The sequence below is a fragment of the Achromobacter sp. HZ01 genome (assembly GCF_003267925.1).
GTDB classification, from domain to species: Bacteria; Pseudomonadota; Gammaproteobacteria; order Burkholderiales; family Burkholderiaceae_B; genus Achromobacter; species Achromobacter pulmonis_A.
On record NZ_LWKV01000002.1, the window covers coordinates 1412359 to 1431806 of the forward strand.

The 19448-nt window shown below is 68.8% G+C and carries 17 protein-coding genes and 1 riboswitch; of the genes, 12 read left to right on the forward strand and 5 right to left on the reverse strand.

What is annotated here, in order from left to right:
• Window positions 1–268 precede the first annotated feature (268 nt).
• Together A6B37_RS15555 and A6B37_RS15560 are read left to right on the forward strand one after the other, a co-directional pair.
• A complete protein-coding gene (locus A6B37_RS15555; RefSeq protein WP_102772930.1) occupies window positions 269–454 on the forward strand; it encodes a CsbD family protein in 186 nt (61 codons plus the stop codon).
• Between the two features lie 29 nt (window positions 455–483).
• Window positions 484–612 (forward strand): entericidin A/B family lipoprotein, encoded by a 129-nt coding sequence (locus A6B37_RS15560; protein ID WP_102772929.1) that lies wholly within the window; start codon window positions 484–486, stop codon window positions 610–612.
• Between the two features lie 70 nt (window positions 613–682).
• Here the strand turns inward: A6B37_RS15560 and A6B37_RS15565 are convergent, their stop codons facing one another.
• Window positions 683–1822: a DSD1 family PLP-dependent enzyme gene (locus tag A6B37_RS15565; RefSeq protein ID WP_111826251.1), complete on the reverse strand. Its 1140-nt coding sequence runs from the start codon at window positions 1820–1822 to the stop codon at window positions 683–685.
• 258 nt (window positions 1823–2080) lie between these two features.
• On the opposite strand from A6B37_RS15565, the gene A6B37_RS15570 reads away from it, so the two are divergent.
• The 4 genes from A6B37_RS15570 (at window position 2081) to gluQRS (ending at window position 6920) form a co-directional block, all read left to right on the forward strand.
• Window positions 2081–3043 (forward strand): TAXI family TRAP transporter solute-binding subunit, encoded by a 963-nt coding sequence (locus A6B37_RS15570; protein ID WP_102772927.1) that lies wholly within the window; start codon window positions 2081–2083, stop codon window positions 3041–3043.
• 208 nt (window positions 3044–3251) lie between these two features.
• Complete coding sequence (locus A6B37_RS15575; RefSeq protein ID WP_102772926.1) at window positions 3252–5276, forward strand: TRAP transporter permease; 2025 nt, start codon at window positions 3252–3254, stop codon at window positions 5274–5276.
• 239 nt (window positions 5277–5515) lie between these two features.
• Window positions 5516–5974, forward strand: a complete 459-nt coding sequence (locus A6B37_RS15580) for a DUF494 domain-containing protein (protein ID WP_102772925.1) — start codon at window positions 5516–5518, stop codon at window positions 5972–5974.
• Window positions 5975–6044: 70 nt separating this feature from the next.
• Window positions 6045–6920, forward strand: coding sequence for a tRNA glutamyl-Q(34) synthetase GluQRS (gene gluQRS / locus A6B37_RS15585; RefSeq protein ID WP_168202199.1), 876 nt, complete (start codon window positions 6045–6047; stop codon window positions 6918–6920).
• A gap of 5 nt (window positions 6921–6925) precedes the next feature.
• On the opposite strand, the gene A6B37_RS15590 is transcribed toward gluQRS, so the two are convergent.
• Window positions 6926–9550 (reverse strand): GDYXXLXY domain-containing protein, encoded by a 2625-nt coding sequence (locus A6B37_RS15590; RefSeq protein ID WP_111826253.1) that lies wholly within the window; start codon window positions 9548–9550, stop codon window positions 6926–6928.
• Between the two features lie 62 nt (window positions 9551–9612).
• On the opposite strand from A6B37_RS15590, the gene A6B37_RS15595 reads away from it, so the two are divergent.
• A complete protein-coding gene (locus tag A6B37_RS15595; RefSeq protein ID WP_111826254.1) occupies window positions 9613–12222 on the forward strand; it encodes a DNA topoisomerase III in 2610 nt (869 codons plus the stop codon).
• A gap of 109 nt (window positions 12223–12331) precedes the next feature.
• Complete coding sequence (locus A6B37_RS15600; protein WP_111826255.1) at window positions 12332–13111, forward strand: SDR family oxidoreductase; 780 nt, start codon at window positions 12332–12334, stop codon at window positions 13109–13111.
• Window positions 13112–13128: 17 nt separating this feature from the next.
• Here the strand turns inward: A6B37_RS15600 and ilvB are convergent, their stop codons facing one another.
• The gene (gene ilvB / locus A6B37_RS15605) at window positions 13129–14952 is read right to left on the reverse strand and encodes a biosynthetic-type acetolactate synthase large subunit (RefSeq protein ID WP_111826256.1); all 1824 of its coding nucleotides are present in this window, start codon (window positions 14950–14952) and stop codon (window positions 13129–13131) included.
• A gap of 93 nt (window positions 14953–15045) precedes the next feature.
• Here ilvB and A6B37_RS15610 point away from each other — a divergent pair, with 93 nt between their 5' ends.
• On the forward strand, window positions 15046–15516 hold the full coding sequence (locus A6B37_RS15610) for an Lrp/AsnC family transcriptional regulator (protein WP_102772919.1): 471 nt from the start codon (window positions 15046–15048) through the stop codon (window positions 15514–15516).
• A gap of 8 nt (window positions 15517–15524) precedes the next feature.
• Here the strand turns inward: A6B37_RS15610 and A6B37_RS15615 are convergent, their stop codons facing one another.
• Window positions 15525–16445 (reverse strand): bestrophin family protein, encoded by a 921-nt coding sequence (locus A6B37_RS15615; RefSeq protein WP_111826257.1) that lies wholly within the window; start codon window positions 16443–16445, stop codon window positions 15525–15527.
• Between the two features lie 110 nt (window positions 16446–16555).
• On the opposite strand from A6B37_RS15615, the gene A6B37_RS15620 reads away from it, so the two are divergent.
• From A6B37_RS15620 to A6B37_RS15630, 3 genes are all read left to right on the forward strand, one after another.
• Complete coding sequence (locus tag A6B37_RS15620; protein WP_102772917.1) at window positions 16556–17077, forward strand: SET domain-containing protein-lysine N-methyltransferase; 522 nt, start codon at window positions 16556–16558, stop codon at window positions 17075–17077.
• A 75-nt stretch (window positions 17078–17152) separates the two neighbouring features.
• Window positions 17153–17307, forward strand: a riboswitch (FMN riboswitch).
• Between the two features lie 116 nt (window positions 17308–17423).
• Window positions 17424–18143, forward strand: coding sequence for a 3,4-dihydroxy-2-butanone-4-phosphate synthase (gene ribB, locus A6B37_RS15625; protein ID WP_111826258.1), 720 nt, complete (start codon window positions 17424–17426; stop codon window positions 18141–18143).
• Window positions 18144–18278: 135 nt separating this feature from the next.
• Window positions 18279–18941 (forward strand): TetR/AcrR family transcriptional regulator, encoded by a 663-nt coding sequence (locus tag A6B37_RS15630; protein ID WP_111826259.1) that lies wholly within the window; start codon window positions 18279–18281, stop codon window positions 18939–18941.
• Here A6B37_RS15630 and A6B37_RS15635 read toward each other — a convergent pair.
• Window positions 18938–19447, reverse strand: a complete 510-nt coding sequence (locus A6B37_RS15635; RefSeq protein ID WP_111826260.1) for a nucleoside 2-deoxyribosyltransferase — start codon at window positions 19445–19447, stop codon at window positions 18938–18940. The genes A6B37_RS15630 and A6B37_RS15635 overlap by 4 nt on opposite strands.
• Between the last annotated feature and the right edge of the window lies 1 nt (window position 19448).

The window sequence follows — 19448 nt, forward strand, 5'->3', positions numbered from 1 at the left end:
CAACGCGGGCCGCCCGTGCAAGTCCACGATAGGCGCGGCCATCCAGCCTGCACAGATCACGGTGAACGAATTCATCTAGTGTTTTTTCCCTAGCGCGCCGCAACGCGCCTGGGGGCCGCTCGGCAGGTGCAAAAACACTAGTCAATCTGGTGCGCTCACGTCTTACGCATGCGCCGCGCGATTCCTATAGTGGGTCCGTCCGCAGCCGGAGCCGGCCTCGCGCGGCTCCCGGGCCTGCGGTTCATGCAACCTGAAAAGGAGAGACGACATGGACAACGACCGCATCAAGGGCGCCGCCAAGGAAGTCAAGGGCGCCATCAAGGAAACCGCCGGCAAGGTGACCGGCAACCGCCAGACCGAAGCCGAGGGCAAGGCGGAGAAGACCGTCGGCAAGGTGCAGCGCAACGTGGGCGAGGCCAAGGATCAGGCACGCGACTTGCTGGACAAGAAATAGTCGCGGCCGTGTGCCGAAAGGAGAAAAACATGACGCATCGAATCTGGCTTGCGCTGGTGCTGGCAGCCGCCGCCGTCACGGCGGGCTGCAACACGATGGAAGGCGCCGGCAAGGATATTGAACGCGGCGGGGAAAAGATCCAGCAGAAGGCCCAATAGGGCCACGGACATCCCCGCATCAGGGCCGGCGCGTCGATGGCGCGCCGGCTTTTTGGCGTGCCGCGCCCGGTCAGCGCGAGAATCCGCGCGCCGCGATTTCCCAGATGTCCTGCACCACGCCGTCCTTCACCACCACCAGGCCGTCGTGCAGGTTGAAAGTGGGATCGACGTGCGAAGGCACCAGGCGCAGCACCGCGCCCAGCGCCGGCGCCTGCGCGCCCGGCGCCACGCGCACCACGCCGTGTTCGTCGTTGATGGCGGCGTAGCTCAGCCCCGGTTCGCCGTACAGCGCCGGCGGGCCGCATTCGGCGGTGGTGGACTTCAGGCCGGCGTCCAGGATGACGCGGTCGGGAGCCGGCGCGCTCATGACGGTGGACAGCACGAACAGGCTGTTCTGGAAGGTGAGCGGACCGTTCCATTCGTTGGCGCCGTAGTCGCCGTCCATGAAGGCGTAGGAGCCGGCCTGCAGCTCGGTGTAGACGCCGCTGGCCGCGTCGAATTCCGCGCTGCCGGTGCCGCCGCCCGTGATGGTGTCGCAGGCGATGCCGCTTTCGCGCAGCAGCTGCGCGTACGAGGCGGCGATGCCCGCGGCCTGGCGGCAGACCGCGGCGCGCTCTTCGCGCGTGCGCAGATGCTGCACCGAGCCGTGGTAGGCCTGCAGCCCGGCGAAATTCAGGCCCGGCAGGGCGCGCGCCTGCTGCGCCAGCGCCAGCACCGCGGCATCGTCGGACGCGCCGCAGCGGCCCTGGCCCACGTCCACCTCCACCAGCACGTCGATTTCGGCGCCGGCCTGCGTCATGGCGGCCGACAGCTGCGCCAGGTTTTCCGCGTTGTCCACGCACACGCTGATCTTGGCGGCGCGCGCCAGCTGGCCCAGCAGCGCCAGCTTGGCCGGCCCGACCACCTCGTTGCTGATATGGATGTCGCGGATGCCGGCGGCCACGAAAGGCAGGGCTTCGCTGACTTTCTGGCAACAGATGCCGCGCGCGCCCAGGGCCAGCTGGCGCAGCGCGATCTCAGGGCATTTGTGCGCCTTGGCGTGCGGCCGCAGGGCCACCTGGTGGCGGTCGGCCCAGGCCTGCATGGCGCGCAGGTTGGCTTCGAAGGGCGCCAGGTCCAGCACCAGGCTGGGCGTATCGATACGGGCCAGGGGATCGCCCGGCTGGGCCGCGGGCGGCAGCGCTATGCCGCGTATGACTTCCAGGGACATCGGTGAACGCTCCGTTATCTGCACCCGCGTCGCAGGCAACCTCACACCATAACCAAATATGGGCCGGTCATAACCAAAATGCCATGCGACCCCCTGGTAAACGATAGCTCCGTAAGCATTGGCTACAAGGTGTCGGCATGACAGAATTTCATCATAAAGAACGCCCCCAGGGGAGGGCGCGTTTTTTGCCGCCGGGCGCAAGATCCGGCGGCACGAAACGACGATATTCAATCATCGCGAAATCACGGAGAAGCCCGCATGAAACTGAAGCACTGGATCACCACCCTGACCCTGGCCGTCGCCGCGGTCGGCGCCGTCGGCAGCGCGCAAGCGCAGCAATTCTTCCGCATCGGCACCGGCGGCACGGCCGGCACCTACTACCCGATCGGCGGCATCATCGCCAACGCGGTGTCCCAGCCCGGCAAGCTGATCGCCACGGCGGTCGCGTCCAACGGGTCGGTGGCCAACATCAACGGCATCCTGGGCGGTTCGTTCGAGGCCGGCTTCACGCAATCCGACGTGGCCTACTGGGCCTATAGCGGCACCGGCACGTTCGAAGGCAAGCCCAAGGCGCAGGATCTGCGCCTGATCGCCACGCTGTACCCGGAAAGCATCCACCTGGTCGCGCGCAAGGGCGCCGGCATCAAGAGCGTGGCCGACCTGAAGGGCAAGCGCGTCTCCATGGACGAGCCGGGCTCGGGCACGCTGGTCGACGTGCGCCTGATCCTGGGCGCCTACGGCATGACCGACAAGGACATCAAGGCCGAATACCTCAAGCCGAACCAGGCGGGCGACAAGCTCAAGGACGGCGGCCTGGACGCCTTCTTCTTCGTGGGCGGCGCCCCGGCCGGCGCCATCGCGGAACTGGCTTCCAGCGGCGCCGGCATCGAGATCGTGCCGCTGGTCGGCCCGGAAATCGACGCGCTGCGCGCCAAGCAGCAGTTCTTCACGCCCGACACCATCGCCGCCAACACCTACCAGAACGTGGGCGAGGTCAAGACCATCTCGGTCAACGCGCAGATGGTCTCCTCGGCCAAGCTGTCCGAGCAGGTGGTCTATGACGTCACCAAGGCGCTGTACAGCGACGCCACCCGCAAGACGCTGGACAACGGCCACGCCAAGGGCAAGCTGATCACGCGCGAAAACGCGGTCAAGGGCGCGGGCATTCCGTTCCACCCGGGCGCCGAGAAGTTCTACAAGGAAATCGGCTTGCTGAAGTAACACCCCCCCGGAGCGCCTGCGGCGCTTCCCCCCCAGGGGGGCGCCGCTGTGGACCGGCGGAGCCGGATCCACGCGGCCCCCGCTCGGAGGCTGCGGCGGCTTGCAGCGGGTGTGCTGCTTGGCGGCGCACGGTCGGGAAAGTATGTATTACCTGCGCGGGGCCGCCACGAGCGGCCCTGTTTGCTGAATCACCCTGAGAATCACGGCGATGGAAATAGACCACGAAAAAACCCAGCAGCTGGCGGAGAAGTACGACTCGGAAATCCGCTTCCGGCCGCTGGACAAGGCGGCCACATGGATCGTGTCCGGCCTGCTGGTTGCACTCTCGATCTTTCATTACTACACGGCCGGCTTCGGCCTGCTGCGCGAGGCCACGCACCGCGGCGTGCACCTGGCGTTCGTGCTGAGCCTCATCTTCCTGGTGTTCGGCTTTTCGAAGGCGCACTACACGCGCGAGCCGAAGTCCACCTGGTACGCGCCCGGCGGCATTCCGCTGTATGACTGGATCATCGCGATCGCGCTGGCCCTGTCGGTGCTGTATATCCCCTACATTTTCGAGGACCTGGCGTTCCGCGTCGGCAATCCGCTGCCGATCGACGTGTTCATGGGGTCCATCCTGCTGATCGGCCTGCTGGAGGCCACGCGCCGCGCCATGGGCTGGCCGCTGCCCATCATCGCGCTGGTGTTCATGGCCTACGCCATGTTCGGCCCGTATTTCCCCGGGCTGCTGCAGCACGCCGGCAATACCTGGTCCCAGGTCGTCAACCACATGTACCTGACCAGCCAGGGCGTGTACGGCGTGGCCGTGGGCGTGGTGGCCACCTATGTGTTCCACTTCGTGCTGTTCGGGGTGCTGGCCACCCGCATCGGCCTGGGCCAGCTGTTCCTGGACGTGGCCTCCACCGTCGCCGGCCGCTACGCCGGCGGGCCGGCCAAGGTGTCGGTGTTCGGCTCGGCCATGTTCGGCATGCTGTCGGGCTCCTCGGTGGCCAACGCGGTGACGGTGGGCTCGCTCACCATTCCCGCCATGATCCGCATCGGCTATCCGCGGCACTTCGCCGCGGGCGTCGAAGCCGCCAGCAGCACCGGCGGCCAGATCACGCCGCCCATCATGGGCGCGGCCGCGTTCCTGATGATCGAGTTCCTGGGCATTCCGTACCAGCAGATCGCGATCGCGGGGATTTTCCCGGCGTTCCTGTATTTCTTCGGCATGTTCATGCAGGTGCACTTCGAGGCCAAGCGCGAAGGGCTGCGCGGGCTGACCAACGAAGAAATGCCCAAGCTCAAGCAGTCGTTCAAGATGCGCTGGCCGACCCTGATTCCGCTGGCGCTGCTGATCGGCGTGCTGGCCAGCGGCCGCACGCCCTACCTGGCGGCATTCGCCGGGATCACGGGCTGCATCGTGGTGGGCCTGCTCAATCCGTTCCAGCGGCTGCGCCTGCGCGACCTGTACGAAGCCTTCGAAACCGGCGCCAAGTACGCGCTGGCGGTGGGCGCGGCGGCGGGCACGGTGGGCATCGTGATCGGCGTGGTCACGCTGACCGGCGTGGGCTTCAAGATCTCGTACATCGTGATCTCGGCGGCGCAGGCCATCGCCGGCGGCGCGGCCACGGTGATTCCGGAGGCCATCGCCAACACCCAGACGCTGACCCTGATCGCGGCGCTGGTCATGACCGGCATCGTCTGCATCCTGATGGGCTGCGGCATTCCGACCACGGCCAACTACCTGATCATGGTGGCGGTGGCCGCCCCCACGCTGGTGCAGCTGGGCGTGCAGCCGATCGCGGCGCACTTCTTCGTGTTCTATTTCGGCATCCTGGCCGACATCACGCCGCCGGTGGCGCTGGCCGCCTACGCGGCCGCGGGCATGGCGGGCAGCGACCCGTTCAAGACCGGCAACACGGCGTTCCGGCTGGGCATCACCAAGCTCATCGTGCCCTTCGTGTTCGTGTTCTCGCCGTCGCTGCTGATTTCGGTGCAGGGCTTCACCTGGTATGACTTCGCCGTGACGCTGGTCGGCTGCATGATCGGCCTGGTGCTGCTGTCGGCCGCGTTCTCGCGCTACATGCTGGTCGGCATGAAGAGCTGGGAGCGCTGGCTGTGCGTCGTGGGCGCCCTGCTGACGATCCTGCCGGGCCTGACCAGCGGCCTGATCGGGCTGGCGGTATGCATTCCGGTGTTCATGCGCCAGCTGGCGCAGCTCAAGCTGGAGAACGCCCCCAGGACCACCTGAGGCAAAAAAAGGGACGGAATAAAGGGGCGGCCTTTTCGGGGTCCGCCCCTTTTCGTCGAATCATGCAGTTTGGCAGTATTTGGCCGAAAAACGCCGCTTTTTGGACCTGGGGTGACGGCATACAACACTCGCCATCGGGTTGGTTGCCCGGCCCTACAAATCGGCGTACAGTAAAATTCATGTTTGCTGGTCTGCCGATATGCGGGCCGACTGTGCAAACAGGCACAAGACTGCGCCATATGTTCGATATCCTGGTTTATCTGTACGAGAATTACTACACGCCGCAAGCCTGTCCTGCGGCTGACGTGCTGGCCAAGCGGCTTGCCGCCGCGGGGTTCGAGCACGAAGACATCGACGATGCGCTCGGATGGCTCTACGGCCTCGCCGAGACCACCGAACGGTGCGTCGATCTCGCCCAGGCGCCCACCACCGGCACCCGCATCTACACCGATAACGAGTATCAGCAGCTCGGCACCGAGTCCATCGGCTTCATCGCCTTCCTGGAATCGGCCGGCGTGCTGCCCGCGCCCCTGCGCGAAATCGTGATCGACCGCGGGCTGGCCGCGCCCGAATCCCCCGTGCCGCTGTCGAAGATCAAGATCATCGCCCTCATGGTCCTCTGGAGCCAGGAGGCCGAGATCGACAATCTGGTCCTGGAAGAGCTCCTCGACGACGACGGCGCGCGCCGCCTCCATTGAACGCGGCGCGCCGCCGCGGCACCTCCTTGTCTCCATCGTCCCGCGCGCACCGGCGCGCGGGCTTCGCCCTGTGAACTACGTAGGCCGTTTCGCCCCCAGTCCCAGCGGCCCGCTGCACGCGGGCTCGCTCGTGGCCGCCCTGGCCAGCTGGCTGGACGCGCGCGCCCATGAAGGGCGCTGGCTGCTGCGCATCGAGGACGTGGACACGCCGCGCACCGTGCCCGGCGCGGCCGAGCGCATCATGGCGCAGCTGCAGGCGCTGGGCCTGGCCTGGGACGGCGACATCATGTGGCAGTCGCAGCGCGGCGCGGCCTACCAGGCGGCTTTCGACGCGCTGGCCGCGCGCGGCCTGATCTACGGCTGCGGCTGCACCCGCCGCGAAATCGCCGACTCGGCCCTGCGCGGCCAGACCCAGCCGGGCGCCGACGGCGAACGGCCTTACCCCGGCACCTGCCGCAACGGCCTGCCGCCGGGCCGCCAGGCGCGCGCATGGCGCCTGCGGGTGCCGCCGGGCGTGGAACATTTCGAGGACCGCTGGCTGGGACCGCAGGAACAGGACGTGGCCCGCGCCGTGGGCGACATGGCGCTGCGCCGCGCCGACGGCCTGTGGGCCTATCAGCTGGCCGTGGTGGTCGACGATGCGGCGCAGGGCGTCACGGACGTGGTGCGCGGCGCCGACCTGCTGGGTTCCACGGCGCGCCAGCGCGTGCTGGGCCGCCTGCTGGGCCTGCCGGCGCTGCGCTATCTGCATGTGCCGCTGATCCTGGACCCCGCCAGCGGACTGAAGCTGTCCAAGCAGAATGGCGCCCCGCCCATCGATACCGACGCGCCGCTGGCGGCGCTGCGGGCCGCCTGGTCGGCGCTGGGCTTCGCCGATTTCCCGGCGCAGGACCGCGACGCATTCCTGCGCGAGGCCGCCGCGCGCTGGGCGCGGCGCTTTCCCTGAATATCCTAGAGCGGCTGCAGGTCCTCGCCCAGCATCCGCACCAATAGCGCCTCGCCGTTGTCGGCCACGCGCAGTTCGCCGTAGCGGGCGACCTCGTAGCGCTTGGCCTGGCCTTCGGGGAAGAAATAGGCGTTGGTCACGATGCGCACGCCGTTGTTGCGCACCCGGTAGCGCAGCGGCACCTCGGCGTCGGTATGCGGATGCACCTCGGGCTGGATGCGCAGCGGCTGCGACACGCCGCGCTCGTCGCGCGCCAGCATCACGTAGCCGTCGGGCTCGTAGCCCAGCAGCGAATCGGGTTCGGGCCGGTTCTCGCCGCCCAGGCGCAGCCGCGTGACCTCGCGGCTGGCGGCGAAATTCAGCGCCATGTAGTCGCCCTGCATCAGCGAGCGCGGGTCCACCGGCGCCAGTTCCAGGATGACCACCTTGCCGGAAGCCAGCAGTTTTTCGCGCTGCCAGATGCCGCCGTTGGCCACCGCCAGCACCAGCGCCAGGCCGCCCAGGATGCCCAGCGTGCGCCAGCGCAGCGCGCCCGACACCGGCGGCAGCGGCCCGCGCGCGGACGGCGCCTGAGTGCGCATCAGGCGCGGCACCAGCCACACCAGGGCCCGCAGCATGAACAGCAGCACCGCCGCGCCGCCCAGCCACAGCGCCTTCTGCAGCAGCGGCACGTCGAGCTGGTAGTAATAGACGCCCAGATAGGCCAGCAGGCTGAGCACGCCGAAGATGGCCAGGCGCGGCTGGTTCAGGCCGAAGCCCAGCAGCAGCCAGGCCAGCGCGAAGCCCACGCCCGGGCTGGGCAGCCAGAACAGCGCCAGCACCAGCAACGCCAGCGGCACGCCCCAGGTCACGCCCGCGGTCAGCACGCGGCGCCGCGGCCACAGCACCGCCAGGGCCGCCGCCGCCGGCAGCAGCGCGCCGGCCGTCACCAGCACCGCCGTGCGCGGATTGAGCTGCCACATCGCCGGCAGCTGCAGGGCCGATATGCCGCTGGCCAGCCACACCATGCCCTGGACCGACAGCAGGAAGGCCCAGGCCAGCGGCTGCAGCGCGTGGGCGCGCCGCCCGCCCAGGCGCCGGCCCAGGCTGAACAGCACCGCCGTGGCCCAGGCGCCGGTCACCGCGATGGGCAGCCACACGAAGGTGGCCTGCGCCACGTCGAAATCCAGCCAGGCCTCCAGCAGGTCTTCGCGCATCAGCTCCGGCACCAGGCCGCGCCAGATCAGCCCGGCCGAGGCCAGCGCGATCAGCAGGCCGCTCAGGAACCGCAGGATGGCGTCCGGCCCCAGCGCGTATACCGCCGTGGCCATCAGCAGCACGAACAGGCAGGCGTTGGTGAACGAGGTGGAGCTGGACAGGCCGTAGATGATCAGGATCTGGCCGGTGAAGGCCATGGCCGTGCCGCATTGGCGCCAGAAGGGGCCGGCGTCGCTGCGCAGCACCGCCACGCCGGCGGCGCACAGCACCAGGCCGGTCACCAGCGCGCCTTCCTCGGTGGTGACCACGCCGGAGAAGGCCACGAACACCAGCAGCAGCAGCGTGCCCAGCCAGGCGCTCAGGCCCAGCAGGCATTGCACGTACCAGGGCGGATCGGCCTGGGCCGCGGCCGGCGCCAGCTGCGCCACCGGCGCGCCCGCGTCGGCCGGATCGACCGCATTGCCGGCCGAGGCGGCCGACGGCTCGGCGTCGGCCGCGGCGACCGGCGCGGCGGGTTCGGCGCCCAGCCGGCGCAGCCAGCGGGCAGCCCAGACGGCTTCGGCCATCAGCAGCGCGGCCAGCGGCAATGCGGCCCAGACGCCGGGTTCCAGGCGCAGCAGCCATTCGCCCACCACGCGCAGCGACACGCAGATCACGCCCGCGGCCAGCATGGCCAGTATGACCAGGTCGCGCCGGCCGCGCTGATAATAAAGGCCCAGGCCCAGCGTGACGGCCAGCCAGGCCACGCCGTTGGCGGTGCCCAGCCCGCGCAGGATGTAGTCGCCGAACATCAGCGACACCACCAGCGCGCTGATGGTCAGCGCGGCCAGGATGCGCGGCCCGAACAGCGTGCTGGCGCGCCAGCGGCGCGCGGCCATCTCCCAGGCGAACAGCAGTGCCAGGTTCAGGCCCGCGATGATGAGGCTGGCGGCGCCGGGGCCGCCGAACACCATCCACCACTCGAAGGCGCGCTCGCCCAGCCATAGCGCGGTGGCAATGTTCAGCACCAGCACCCACAGCAGCCAGACCGCCTGGCTGGCCGCCGCCAGCGCCCACGGCAGCAGCAGCGCCGCCCACCAGGCGAACAGTTCCCAGGTGTCGGCCCCGGTCTGGTAAGTTTGACCCAGCAGGGCGAGCAGGGCGCCCAGCAGAATGCCGGCCAGCGCCAGCAGCGCGCCGGGTATGCTGCGGCGCACGCCGGGGCTGGCGCGCAGGCGCAGCCCGGCCCAAGCGGCGGCCAGCGCGCAGGCCGCCAGCAGCGCCTGCACGCCGGCGAAGCGCTGTATTTTGGTCATGTCCTGCCAGTTGGCGGCGACCCAGCAGACCGCGGCGCTGCCCAGCAGTAAAACGCCCAGCCAGAGGGTGCTGCGCGCCAGAAATTGGCGCCATGCGTGTAGTTCGGATCCCGCTTGTCTTTCAGTGCCGACTTGCATCTGGCGAATCTCCGATCTTATTATCCGCGCTACTAAGGCGGGACTGCCGCCACTGGATACACATGAATAAAACGCTGATTATTGCCGAGAAGCCCTCGGTAGCCCTCGATATATCACGCGCCTTGGGAGGCTTTGCGCGCGAGGGCGACTATTTTGAAAGCGAACGTTACGTCCTCGCTTCGAGCATAGGCCATTTGCTCAGCTTGGTCGCGCCCAACGATCCGGTCAAGGGGAAGTGGAGCTTCACGCACCTGCCCGTGATCCCGCCTGAATTCGAACTGGGGCCCACCGACAAGAAATCAGCGGAACGCCTGAAACTGCTGGTCCGCCTGGCCAAGCGCAAGGACGTGGACGCCATCATCAACGCCTGTGACGCCGGGCGCGAGGGCGAGCTGATCTTCCGCTACATCATTCAGTACGCGGGCGTGAAAAAGCCGATCCAGCGCCTCTGGCTGCAGTCGATGACCCAGGCTGCCATCCGCGAAGCCTTCGCCAACCTGCGCGACGACGTGCAGCTCAAGCCGCTGGAAGCGGCCGCCCGCTCGCGCGCCGAGGCCGACTGGCTGGTCGGCATCAACGGCACGCGCGCCATGACCGCCTTCAACAGCAAGGACGGCGGCTTCTTCAAGACGCCGGTCGGGCGGGTCCAGACGCCCACGCTGGCCATCGTGGCCGAGCGCGAGGAACGCATCCGCCGCTTCGTGCCGCGCGACTACTGGGAAGTGCGCGCGCAGTTCGTGGCGGCCGCCGGCCTGTACGAAGGCCGCTGGATCGACCCCGACTTCAAGAAAGACGAGCGCGACCCGGAAAAGCGCGAATCGCGCCTGTGGTCGCAGGCCGCCGCGCAAAGCGTGGTGGCCGCCTGCCGCGACCAGCCCGGCAGCGTCACCGAGGAATCCAAGCCGTCGACCCAGATGTCGCCGGCCCTGTACGACCTGACGTCGCTGCAGCGCGAGGCCAACGGCCGCTTCGGCTTTTCGGCCAAGACCACGCTGGCGCTGGCCCAGACCCTGTACGAACGCCACAAGGCCCTGACCTACCCGCGTACCGATTCGCGCTACCTGCCCGAGGACTACATCGGCACGGTGCAGGAAACCATGCGCGCGCTGGCCAAGGGCGGCTCCAACGCGGTCGGCAGCCTGTCGCGCCACGCCGAGACGGTGGTTGGCCAGCAATGGGTCAAGCCGAACCGCCGCATCTTCGACAACAAGAAGGTGTCGGACCACTTCGCCATCATTCCCACGCTGCAGATCCCGCACGACCTCAGCGAGGCCGAGGGCAAGCTGTACGACCTGGTGCTCAAGCGCTTCCTGGCGGTGTTCTTCCCCGCCGCGGAATACCGCGTCACCACGCGCATGACCGAAGTGCAGGGGCACCGCTTCCGCACCGACGGCAAGGTGCTGGTCAACCCGGGCTGGCTGACCGTCTACGGCAAGGAAGCGCAGGGCGAGGACGCCAACCTGGTGCCGGTGGCCGACGGCGAAACCGTGCGCACCGAGGACGTGGAAGCCGTGGGCCTGTCGACCAAGCCGCCGGCGCGCTTCAACGAAGCCACGCTGCTGTCGGCCATGGAAGGCGCCGGCAAGCTGGTCGATGACGAAGAACTGCGCGAAGCCATGTCCGAGCGCGGCCTGGGCACGCCGGCCACGCGCGCGGCCATCATCGAAGGCCTGCTCAACGAAGCCTATCTGCGCCGCGAGGGCCGCGACCTGGTGCCCACCGCCAAGGCGCGCCAGCTGATGACGCTGCTCTCGGGCCTGGACGTCTCCGAACTCACCTCGCCCGAACTGACCGGCGAATGGGAGCACAAGCTCAAGCAGATCGAGCAGGGCGGCCTGGACCGCGCCGCCTTCATGCGCGAGATCGCCCAGATGACGCAGGTCATCGTCAAGCGCGCCAAGGAATACGAGCGCGACACGGTGCCCGGCGACTACGCCACGCTGCAGACGCCCTGCCCCAAGTGCGGCGGCGTCGTGAAGGAAAACTACCGCCGCTACGCCTGCACCAACTGCGACTTCTCCATCGGCAAGCATCCCGGCGGGCGCACCTTCGAGCTGCCGGAAGTCGAAGAGCTGCTGGCCAAGCGCGAGATCGGGCCGCTGCAGGGCTTCATCAGCAAGATGGGCCGGCCGTTCGCCGCCATCCTGCGCATCAGCGACGAGTACAAGCTGGAATTCGACTTCGGCCAGAACGACGAGGACGACAACGAAGCGGTGGACTTCTCCGGCCACACGCCGGTGGGCGCCTGCCCCAAGTGCCATGCGCGCGTGTTCGAGCACGGCATGAGCTACGTCTGCGAGAAATCCGTCGGCCCCGCCAAGACCTGCGATTTCCGGTCCGGCAAGGTCATCCTGCAGCAGGAAATCTCGCGCGCGCAGATGGAGAAGCTGCTGACCGACGGCCGCACCGACCTGCTCGACGGCTTCGTCTCCAGCCGCACCAACCGCAAGTTCAAGGCGTTCCTGGTGCGCCAGCCGGACGGCAAGATCGGCTTCGAGTTCGAGCCGCGTCCCGAGAAGCCCGGCCGCGCCCCGGCCAAGACGGCCAGCAAGACCGCGGCCAAGAAAGCCCCCGCCAAGAAGGCCGCGGTGAAGAAGACGGCGACCAAGACCGCCGCCAAAACCGCCACCAAGACCGCGGCCAAGAAGGCCGCGAAAAAGACGGCCGCCTGATGGACGTCCCGCGCCGGCGCGCAGGCGCGCCGGCGTATCGTATGACCTGGCCTAGACGCCGGCGGCCATTGCGGCCGCCGGCGTTTTGCCTATCAGCGGAGCAGGACCGATGACGACACTACCGTATCTGCGCAACTTCGATCTCACGGGCCAGGTGGCCCTGGTGACCGGCTCGGCCCGCGGGCTGGGCTTCTGTATCGCGCGGGCGCTGGCCGGCTGCGGCGCGCGCGTGCTGATCAACGGCCGCAACGCGCAGGCCGCCGCAGCCGCCGCGGGCGAACTGGCCGCCGCCGGCCTGGACGCGCATGCGCTGCCGTTCGACGTGAGCGACGATGACGCCATGGCGCGGGCCTTCGAACGCATCGACCGCGAACATGGCCGGCTGGACATCCTGGTGAACAACGTCGGGGCGCGCAACCGCAAGACGCTGGCCGACACCAGCGTGGCCGAGATCCGCGCGCTGATCGACACCGACCTGGTGGCCGGCATCCTGCTGGCCAAGCTCGCCGCCGAACGCATGGCGCGCCAGGGCAGCGGACGCCTGATCGCCATCACCTCCGTGGTGGGCGAGCTGGCCCGCTCGGGCGATGCCGTCTATCCGGCGGCCAAGCAGGGCCTGACCGGCATGGTGCGCGCGCTGGCGGCCGAATTCGGCGGGCGCGGCATCACCAGCAACGCGATCGCGCCAGGCACCTTCGCCACCGAGACCAATGCGGAAATGATCGCCGACCCCGACGTCGGCCCGCGCGTCGCCGCGCGCAATCCGACGGGCCGCTGGGGCGAACCGGAAGAGATCGCCGGCGCGGCCGTGTTCCTGGCCTCGCCGGCGGCGTCATACGTCAACGGCCACGTGCTGGTGGTGGACGGGGGCTTGTCGATCCAGTTCTGACGGGACGGCCGGGCCGGTTACGACTCGTCCTGGTACCACACGCCTTCGGCCAGCATCATCCGCTGATGGCCGTGGCCGGCCGGCATCATCGGGAAGCAGTTCTCCTGCGCCGCGACCGCCACGTCCAGGAAGTACGGGCCGTCGTGCGCCAGGCATTCGGCCAGCGCCGCGTCCAGCTGCGCCGGATCGTCGACGCGGGCCGCGCCCCAGCCGAAGGCGCGCGCCAGGGCCACGAAATCGGGCAGCGACGCGTTGTAGCTGTGGCTGTAGCGCCCGCCGTGGATCAGTTCCTGCCACTGGCGCACCATGCCCATGTAGCCGTTGTTGCACAGCACGACCTTGACCGGCGTCCGGTGCTGCATGGCGGTGGACAGCTCCTGGATGTTCATCAGCACCGAAGCGTCGCCGCTGACGCAGACCACCGTCTTGTCGGGATGGCCGACCTGCGCGCCGATCGCGGCGGGCACGCCGTAGCCCATGGTGCCGGCCCCGCCCGAGGTCAGCCAGCGGTTGGGCGCGTCGAAGCGCAGGTATTGCGCCGCCCACATCTGGTGCTGGCCCACGTCGGTGGAGACGATGGCGTCGCGGCCGGCCAGCGCCGCGTTCAGGCGCGACATCAGGTGCTGCGGCAGGATGGCGTCGGCGGCCGGCGTATAGCCCAGGCAGTCCTGGGCGCGCCAGCCCGCGATGCGGTCCCACCAGGGCGCCAGCCGCGCGGCCGGCAGCGGCGCATCGCCCAGCTCGGCGCGCAGCGCGCTCACCAGCGGCAGGCAGTCGCCCACCAGCGCGACGTCCACGCGCACCACCTTGTTGATCGAGGCGGGATCGATGTCGATATGGATCTTGCGGGCGTAGGGGCAGAATTCCGACAGCTTGCCGGTGATGCGGTCATCGAAGCGCGCGCCGATACAGACCACCAGGTCGGCGTGGTGCATGGCCAGGTTGGCCTCGACCGTGCCGTGCATGCCCAGCATGCCCACGAATTGCGGGCTGGACGCGGGGAAAGCGCCCAGGCCCATCAGCGTCAGCGTGCAGGGCGCGCCGGTATGGCGCACCAGGTCGGCGAAGGCGGCGCAGGCTTCGGGGCCGGCGTTCACCAGTCCGCCGCCGCCGTAGAAGATGGGCCGCCTGGCCTGCGCGATGAGCGCGGCGGCGCGGCGCACGGCCGATTGCGGCAGTTTGGGCGCGAGCTTGCCGGCCTGGCGCCGCGCGCGCAGCGCGGCCAGCTTCTGCTGCGTGGGCGCGGCCGGGATGCCGTCGTCGGCGTCGCGCGGCACGGCCAGCTGCACGTCCTTGGGGAAGTCCACCAGCACCGGGCCGGGACGGCCCTGGCGCGTCAGCTCGAAGGCGCGCCCCACCACGCCGGCGACGTCGTCCACCGCGCGGATCTGGGTGTTCCACTTGGTCACCGAGCGCGAGATGCCGATGGCGTCGCACTCCTGGAAGGCGTCGGTGCCGATGGCGGCCGTGGCCACCTGGCCGCTGATGCACAGCACCGGGATCGAGTCGCACATGGCGTCCAGCAGCCCCGAGGTGGTGTTGGCCATGCCCGGGCCCGAGGTGACGAAGACCACGCCGGTGCGGCCGGTGCTGCGGGCGTAGCCCTCGGCGGCGTGCACGGCCGCCTGCTCGTGGCGCACCAGCACGTGCTTGAGGCGCGGCTCGGCGTAGAGCGCGTCGTACAGGGGCAGCACGGCGCCCCCGGGATAGCCGAACACCGTATCCACGCCGTGGGCGATCAGGGTATCGAGCAGAATTTTCGCCCCGTTGTCAGCGGGGCGATCAGAGGCGGCAAGCGCGGCGGCGGCGGTGGGGTGCAGGCGATCGTTCATGCTATCTATCTTATTCGTAGATCCGAAGAATATTTATCTTCTTTTCCACCAATAACCGGTAGACGCAGTAAATTTATCTTTGATTTGGAGGAATCAAAGAAAATGAACCTGGACAAGTTTGACCTCGCCATTCTCAAGGTGCTGCAGGAGAATGCGCGCGCCAGCCTGAACGACATCGGCGCGGCCGTGGGGCTGTCGTCCACGCCCTGCTGGAACCGCATCAAGCGCATGGAAAGCGCCGGCGTCATCCGCGGCTACACCGTCGACATCGACCCGGCCAGCCTGGGCTTCATGGACACGGTGATCGTCCACGTCACGCTGGAGAGCCACAGCGAGGAGACCCTGTACGAGTTCGGCCGGGCGCTGGCGCAGATCCCCGAGGTGCTGGAGGCCTTTCTGGTCTCGGGCGACTACGACTACTACATCCGCATCGCCGTGCGCGACACGCGCGACTACGAGCGCCTGCTGCGCGAACAGCTCTACCGGATTCCGGGCATCCGGCACAGCAAATCGTGTTTCGTGCTGCGCCGCCTCAAGGAGACCCAGCTGCCGCTGACCGGGCTGGCGAACTGAACCGGGGCCTAGTGCAGCACGAAGTCCACCGGCCGCGGCGCCTCGGGCAGGGGCCGCACGCCCAGGCCTTCGAGCAGGTCGATCTCTATCGTGCGCGCCAGCGCCGACAGCGGCAGGTCGTTCTCGTCCTTGCCGAAGGGGTCTTCCAGTTCGTCGCCCAGCGCGTCCAGGCCGAAGAAGGTGTAGGCGACGATGGAGACCGCCACCGGCGTCAGGAATTCCAGCGCGCCCACCAGCCCGAACGGCAGCAGCAGGCAGAACAGCCAGGCGGTCCGGTGCAGCAGCAGCGAATAGGCGTAGGGCGAGGGCGTGAACTTGATGCGCTCGCAGGACGCCTGGATCGCGGCGCAGGCGGCCACGCGCCCGGTCAGCCCCTGGTACACGATGTCGCTCAGCTCGCCGCGCCGCAGGCAGCCGGCCAGGTCGCGGTTGATGGCCAGCAGCAGCGCGTCCGGCACGTTGCGGCACGCCGCCAGGGCCTCGGCCTCGTCCTGCGGCACCCAGGGGCGAGCGGCGGCGGCCATGTCCTCCTCGCGCAGGCGCGCCGCCAGCGCATAGCCGAAGCCGACGACCCGCCGCACGATGCGCTCCTGCACCGGATCGGCGGTGCTGGCCGCCAGCAGCACCGCGCTTTCGCGCGCCAGGCTGCGCGCCTGCACGATCAGCTCGCCCCACTGCTTGCGGGCTTCCCACCAGCGGTCGTAGCAGACGTTGTTGCGAAAGCCCATGAAGACGGACAGGGCCAGGCCGAACAGCGAAAACGGCACCGCCGACAGATGCGCCGGCGAAAACCAGCGCTGGTGGTACATCCACACCACCAGGCACGAAAGCAGCGTGATGACCAGGATGCGGCTGAAGATGCGCGGAACGATGGAGCCGCGCAGGACGAAGAACAGGGCCAGCGCGGAAGGACGCGGACGAACGATCATGATGGTGCGTGTTCGGTCGGAAAGGGAGCGGCGCCCACTATACGCCCGTCCTCGCGGCGCATGGGCGTCTATATAATCCTGTTTCGTCTCACCGCCACTTCCGCCGCTCCATGACCACCGAAGACACCCCGATCAAGCCCTGGCATGTCGTGCGCCGCTCCAAGCTGCACGGCAACGGCGTCTTCGCCGCGCGCAAGATCCCCGCGGGCACGCGCATCATCGAGTACGGCGGCAAGCGCATCAGCGCCAAAGAGGCGGACCGCCGCCATCCGACCAATCCGGACGATCCCTTCCACACGTTTTTCTTCGCGCTCAGTTCCGGCCGCGTGATCGACGGCGGCGACGAAGGCAACGACGCCCGCTGGATCAACCATTCCTGCGAGCCCAACTGCGAAGCCCAGGAAGGCAAGCACGGCAAGCGCGTCTATATCGTGGCGCTGCGCGACATCCCGCGCGGCACCGAACTGTCATACGACTACGGCCTGGTGCTCGACGGCCGCATCACCAAGAAGCTCAAGGAAGGCTACCGCTGCCTTTGCGGCACGCCGCCGTGCCGCGGCACGATGCTGGCCCTGCCCGAGAAAAAGAAGAAGAAAGCCGCCAAGCCGCAGGCCGACGCCGCCGCAACCTGAACACCGATCCGTCCCCCTCATGACGCCCGGCCCCGGACAGGCGTACAATCGGCTAGGTCGTTAACACGACATGCAGTACGTCTTCAGGGCGGGGTGAAATTCCCCACCGGCGGTATGCCATGCAATGTGGCGAGCCCGCGAGCGCCCGGCGTCCGACACGGACGGCGGGGTCAGCAGATCTGGTGAGATGCCAGGGCCGACGGTCACAGTCCGGATGAGAGAAGATGTGCCGGCACAACTCCGCCCATCCCGGCGCGCCCGCGCCCGGACGACGGTATTGCGTCCGGCTGTCTAGAGCAGCCCTGGAACGTTTTTCGCCCCTTTTCAACTTGCGAGAGCGTTTCCAATGTCCAACGTCATTCCTGCCCAGCAGTCCCCCCTCCCCAGCCTGGCTTCGCAGCCTTTCGCCGCCCGCCTGCAGCGCGCCCTGCATCATCTGCGCCTGGGCCGTCCGGTCATTCTCATGGACGACTTCGACCGCGAGAACGAGGCCGACCTGATCGTCGCCGCCGACAAGCTCACCGTGCCGGTCATGGCCCAGCTGATCCGCGACGGCAGCGGCATCGTGTGCCTGTGCCTGCCCGGCGAAACCCTGGACCGACTGGGCCTGCCGCCCATGGTCCAGCGCAACCAGAGCCGCTACGCCACCGCCTTCACCGTGTCGATCGAGGCGCGCGAAGGCGTCTCCACCGGCGTGTCGGCCGTGGACCGCGTCACCACCATCCGCGCGGCCATCTCGCCGGCGGCGCAAAGCGAGGATATCGTCAGCCCGGGCCACGTGTTTCCGCTGCGCGCCCAGCCGGGCGGCGTGCTGACCCGCCGCGGCCACACCGAAGGCTCGGTGGACCTGGCGGTGCTGGCGGGCCTGCGCCCGGCCGGCGTGCTGTGCGAGCTGATGAACGCCGACGGCACCATGATGCGCGGCGCGGCGCTGGAACGCTATGCCGCCCAGCACGGCCTGGTCGCGCTGACCATCGCCGAACTGGCCGACCACCTGCACCAGCAGCGCGACGGCCAGGCGCAAGCCATCGACGACGAAGTGCTGGAGATGGCCGCCACGGTCTGATCTCCGGGGGAGGCGGGTACACGGCGGGCGGGCCGGCGATGGCATAATCCGCCCATGCGGGCGGCGCCATCGAGCCGCCCGCCGGAAATTCCATGAGCGATTGCTCATGTTTGATACTCGCCTTTCTCCGCACCCATGACCGCCATCCCCCAGCCCCGGAAATCGCCGCGCCAACTCCGGTCGCAGCACACCGTGGACACGATTCTGCAAGCGACGGCTCGCGTTCTGGCCACGCATGGCTATGCCGGCACCAACACCAACCTGATCGCCCAGACCGCCGGCGTCAGCGTCGGCTCGCTGTACCAGTACTTTCCCAACAAGAACGCGCTGATCGCGGCGCTGCACGACCGCCACGACAACCAGATGCTGGACGTGATCGACCGGGTCCTGGACAGCAATACCGCCGCCACGCTGCGCGAGCGCGTCGCGGCCATCGTGCAGGCGATGCTGCACGCGCACCTGCTCGAACCGGCGCTGCACCGCGTGCTGGAAAGGGAATTCCCGCTGTTCGACCAGCCGCACGAACACAGCCGCGCCGATCAGGACATCCATCGCCGCATGCGCCATCTGCTGGAATTCCATCGCAGCGAAATCGCGCAGCAGGACCGCGACCTGGCCACCTACGTGGTGCTGCGCATCATGGAATCGCTGGTGCACGCGGCCGCGCTGGAACCGCCGGCCGGCTTCTCGCCGCAGCAGCTGGAACAGGCGGTGGTCGATGCGGTGATGGGCTACCTGGGCACGCCTGCGCGCGCGCCGCGCAAGACGGCGGCGGCCAGGAAAACCGCGCGCCGCTAGGCGGCCGCGGCCATGTGCGCCAGGCAGTCGTCGGCGTCGCCGTGGACGATGCGGGCGCTGCAGGCCAGCATCAGGTTCAGGCTCAGGCCGAAGTCCTCGACCGTATAGCCCTGCGCGTCGACCATGCGCGAGGCGCCGTCGTCGGCCGCCGCGCCGACGGCCGCCTGCTCGATCAGCGATCCGGCCTGCCCGGTATAGCCCCATACCGGCTTGCCGAGGGCGATGGCGTAGCCGACCTCGAAGGCCGTGCCGGAATCGGGCTCGGCGCCGCGAAACGGATTCAGGTTCGCCATCACCATGTCGGCGCGGCGGATCAGCGCCACGTTTTCACGGTAGATCCATTGCGCCAGCGCCTGGCCGGAAAGGTCCGCGGGCGCCTGGTTGTCCAACGGGAACAGCCCCTCGAAGCCGTGGGCCGCGCACAGCGCCTTCAGACGCTCGCCGTGCGCCCGGGCGTCGGGCAGGAAGACGTCGAAACCGGCGAGATAGATGCTGCGCGCCGTCATT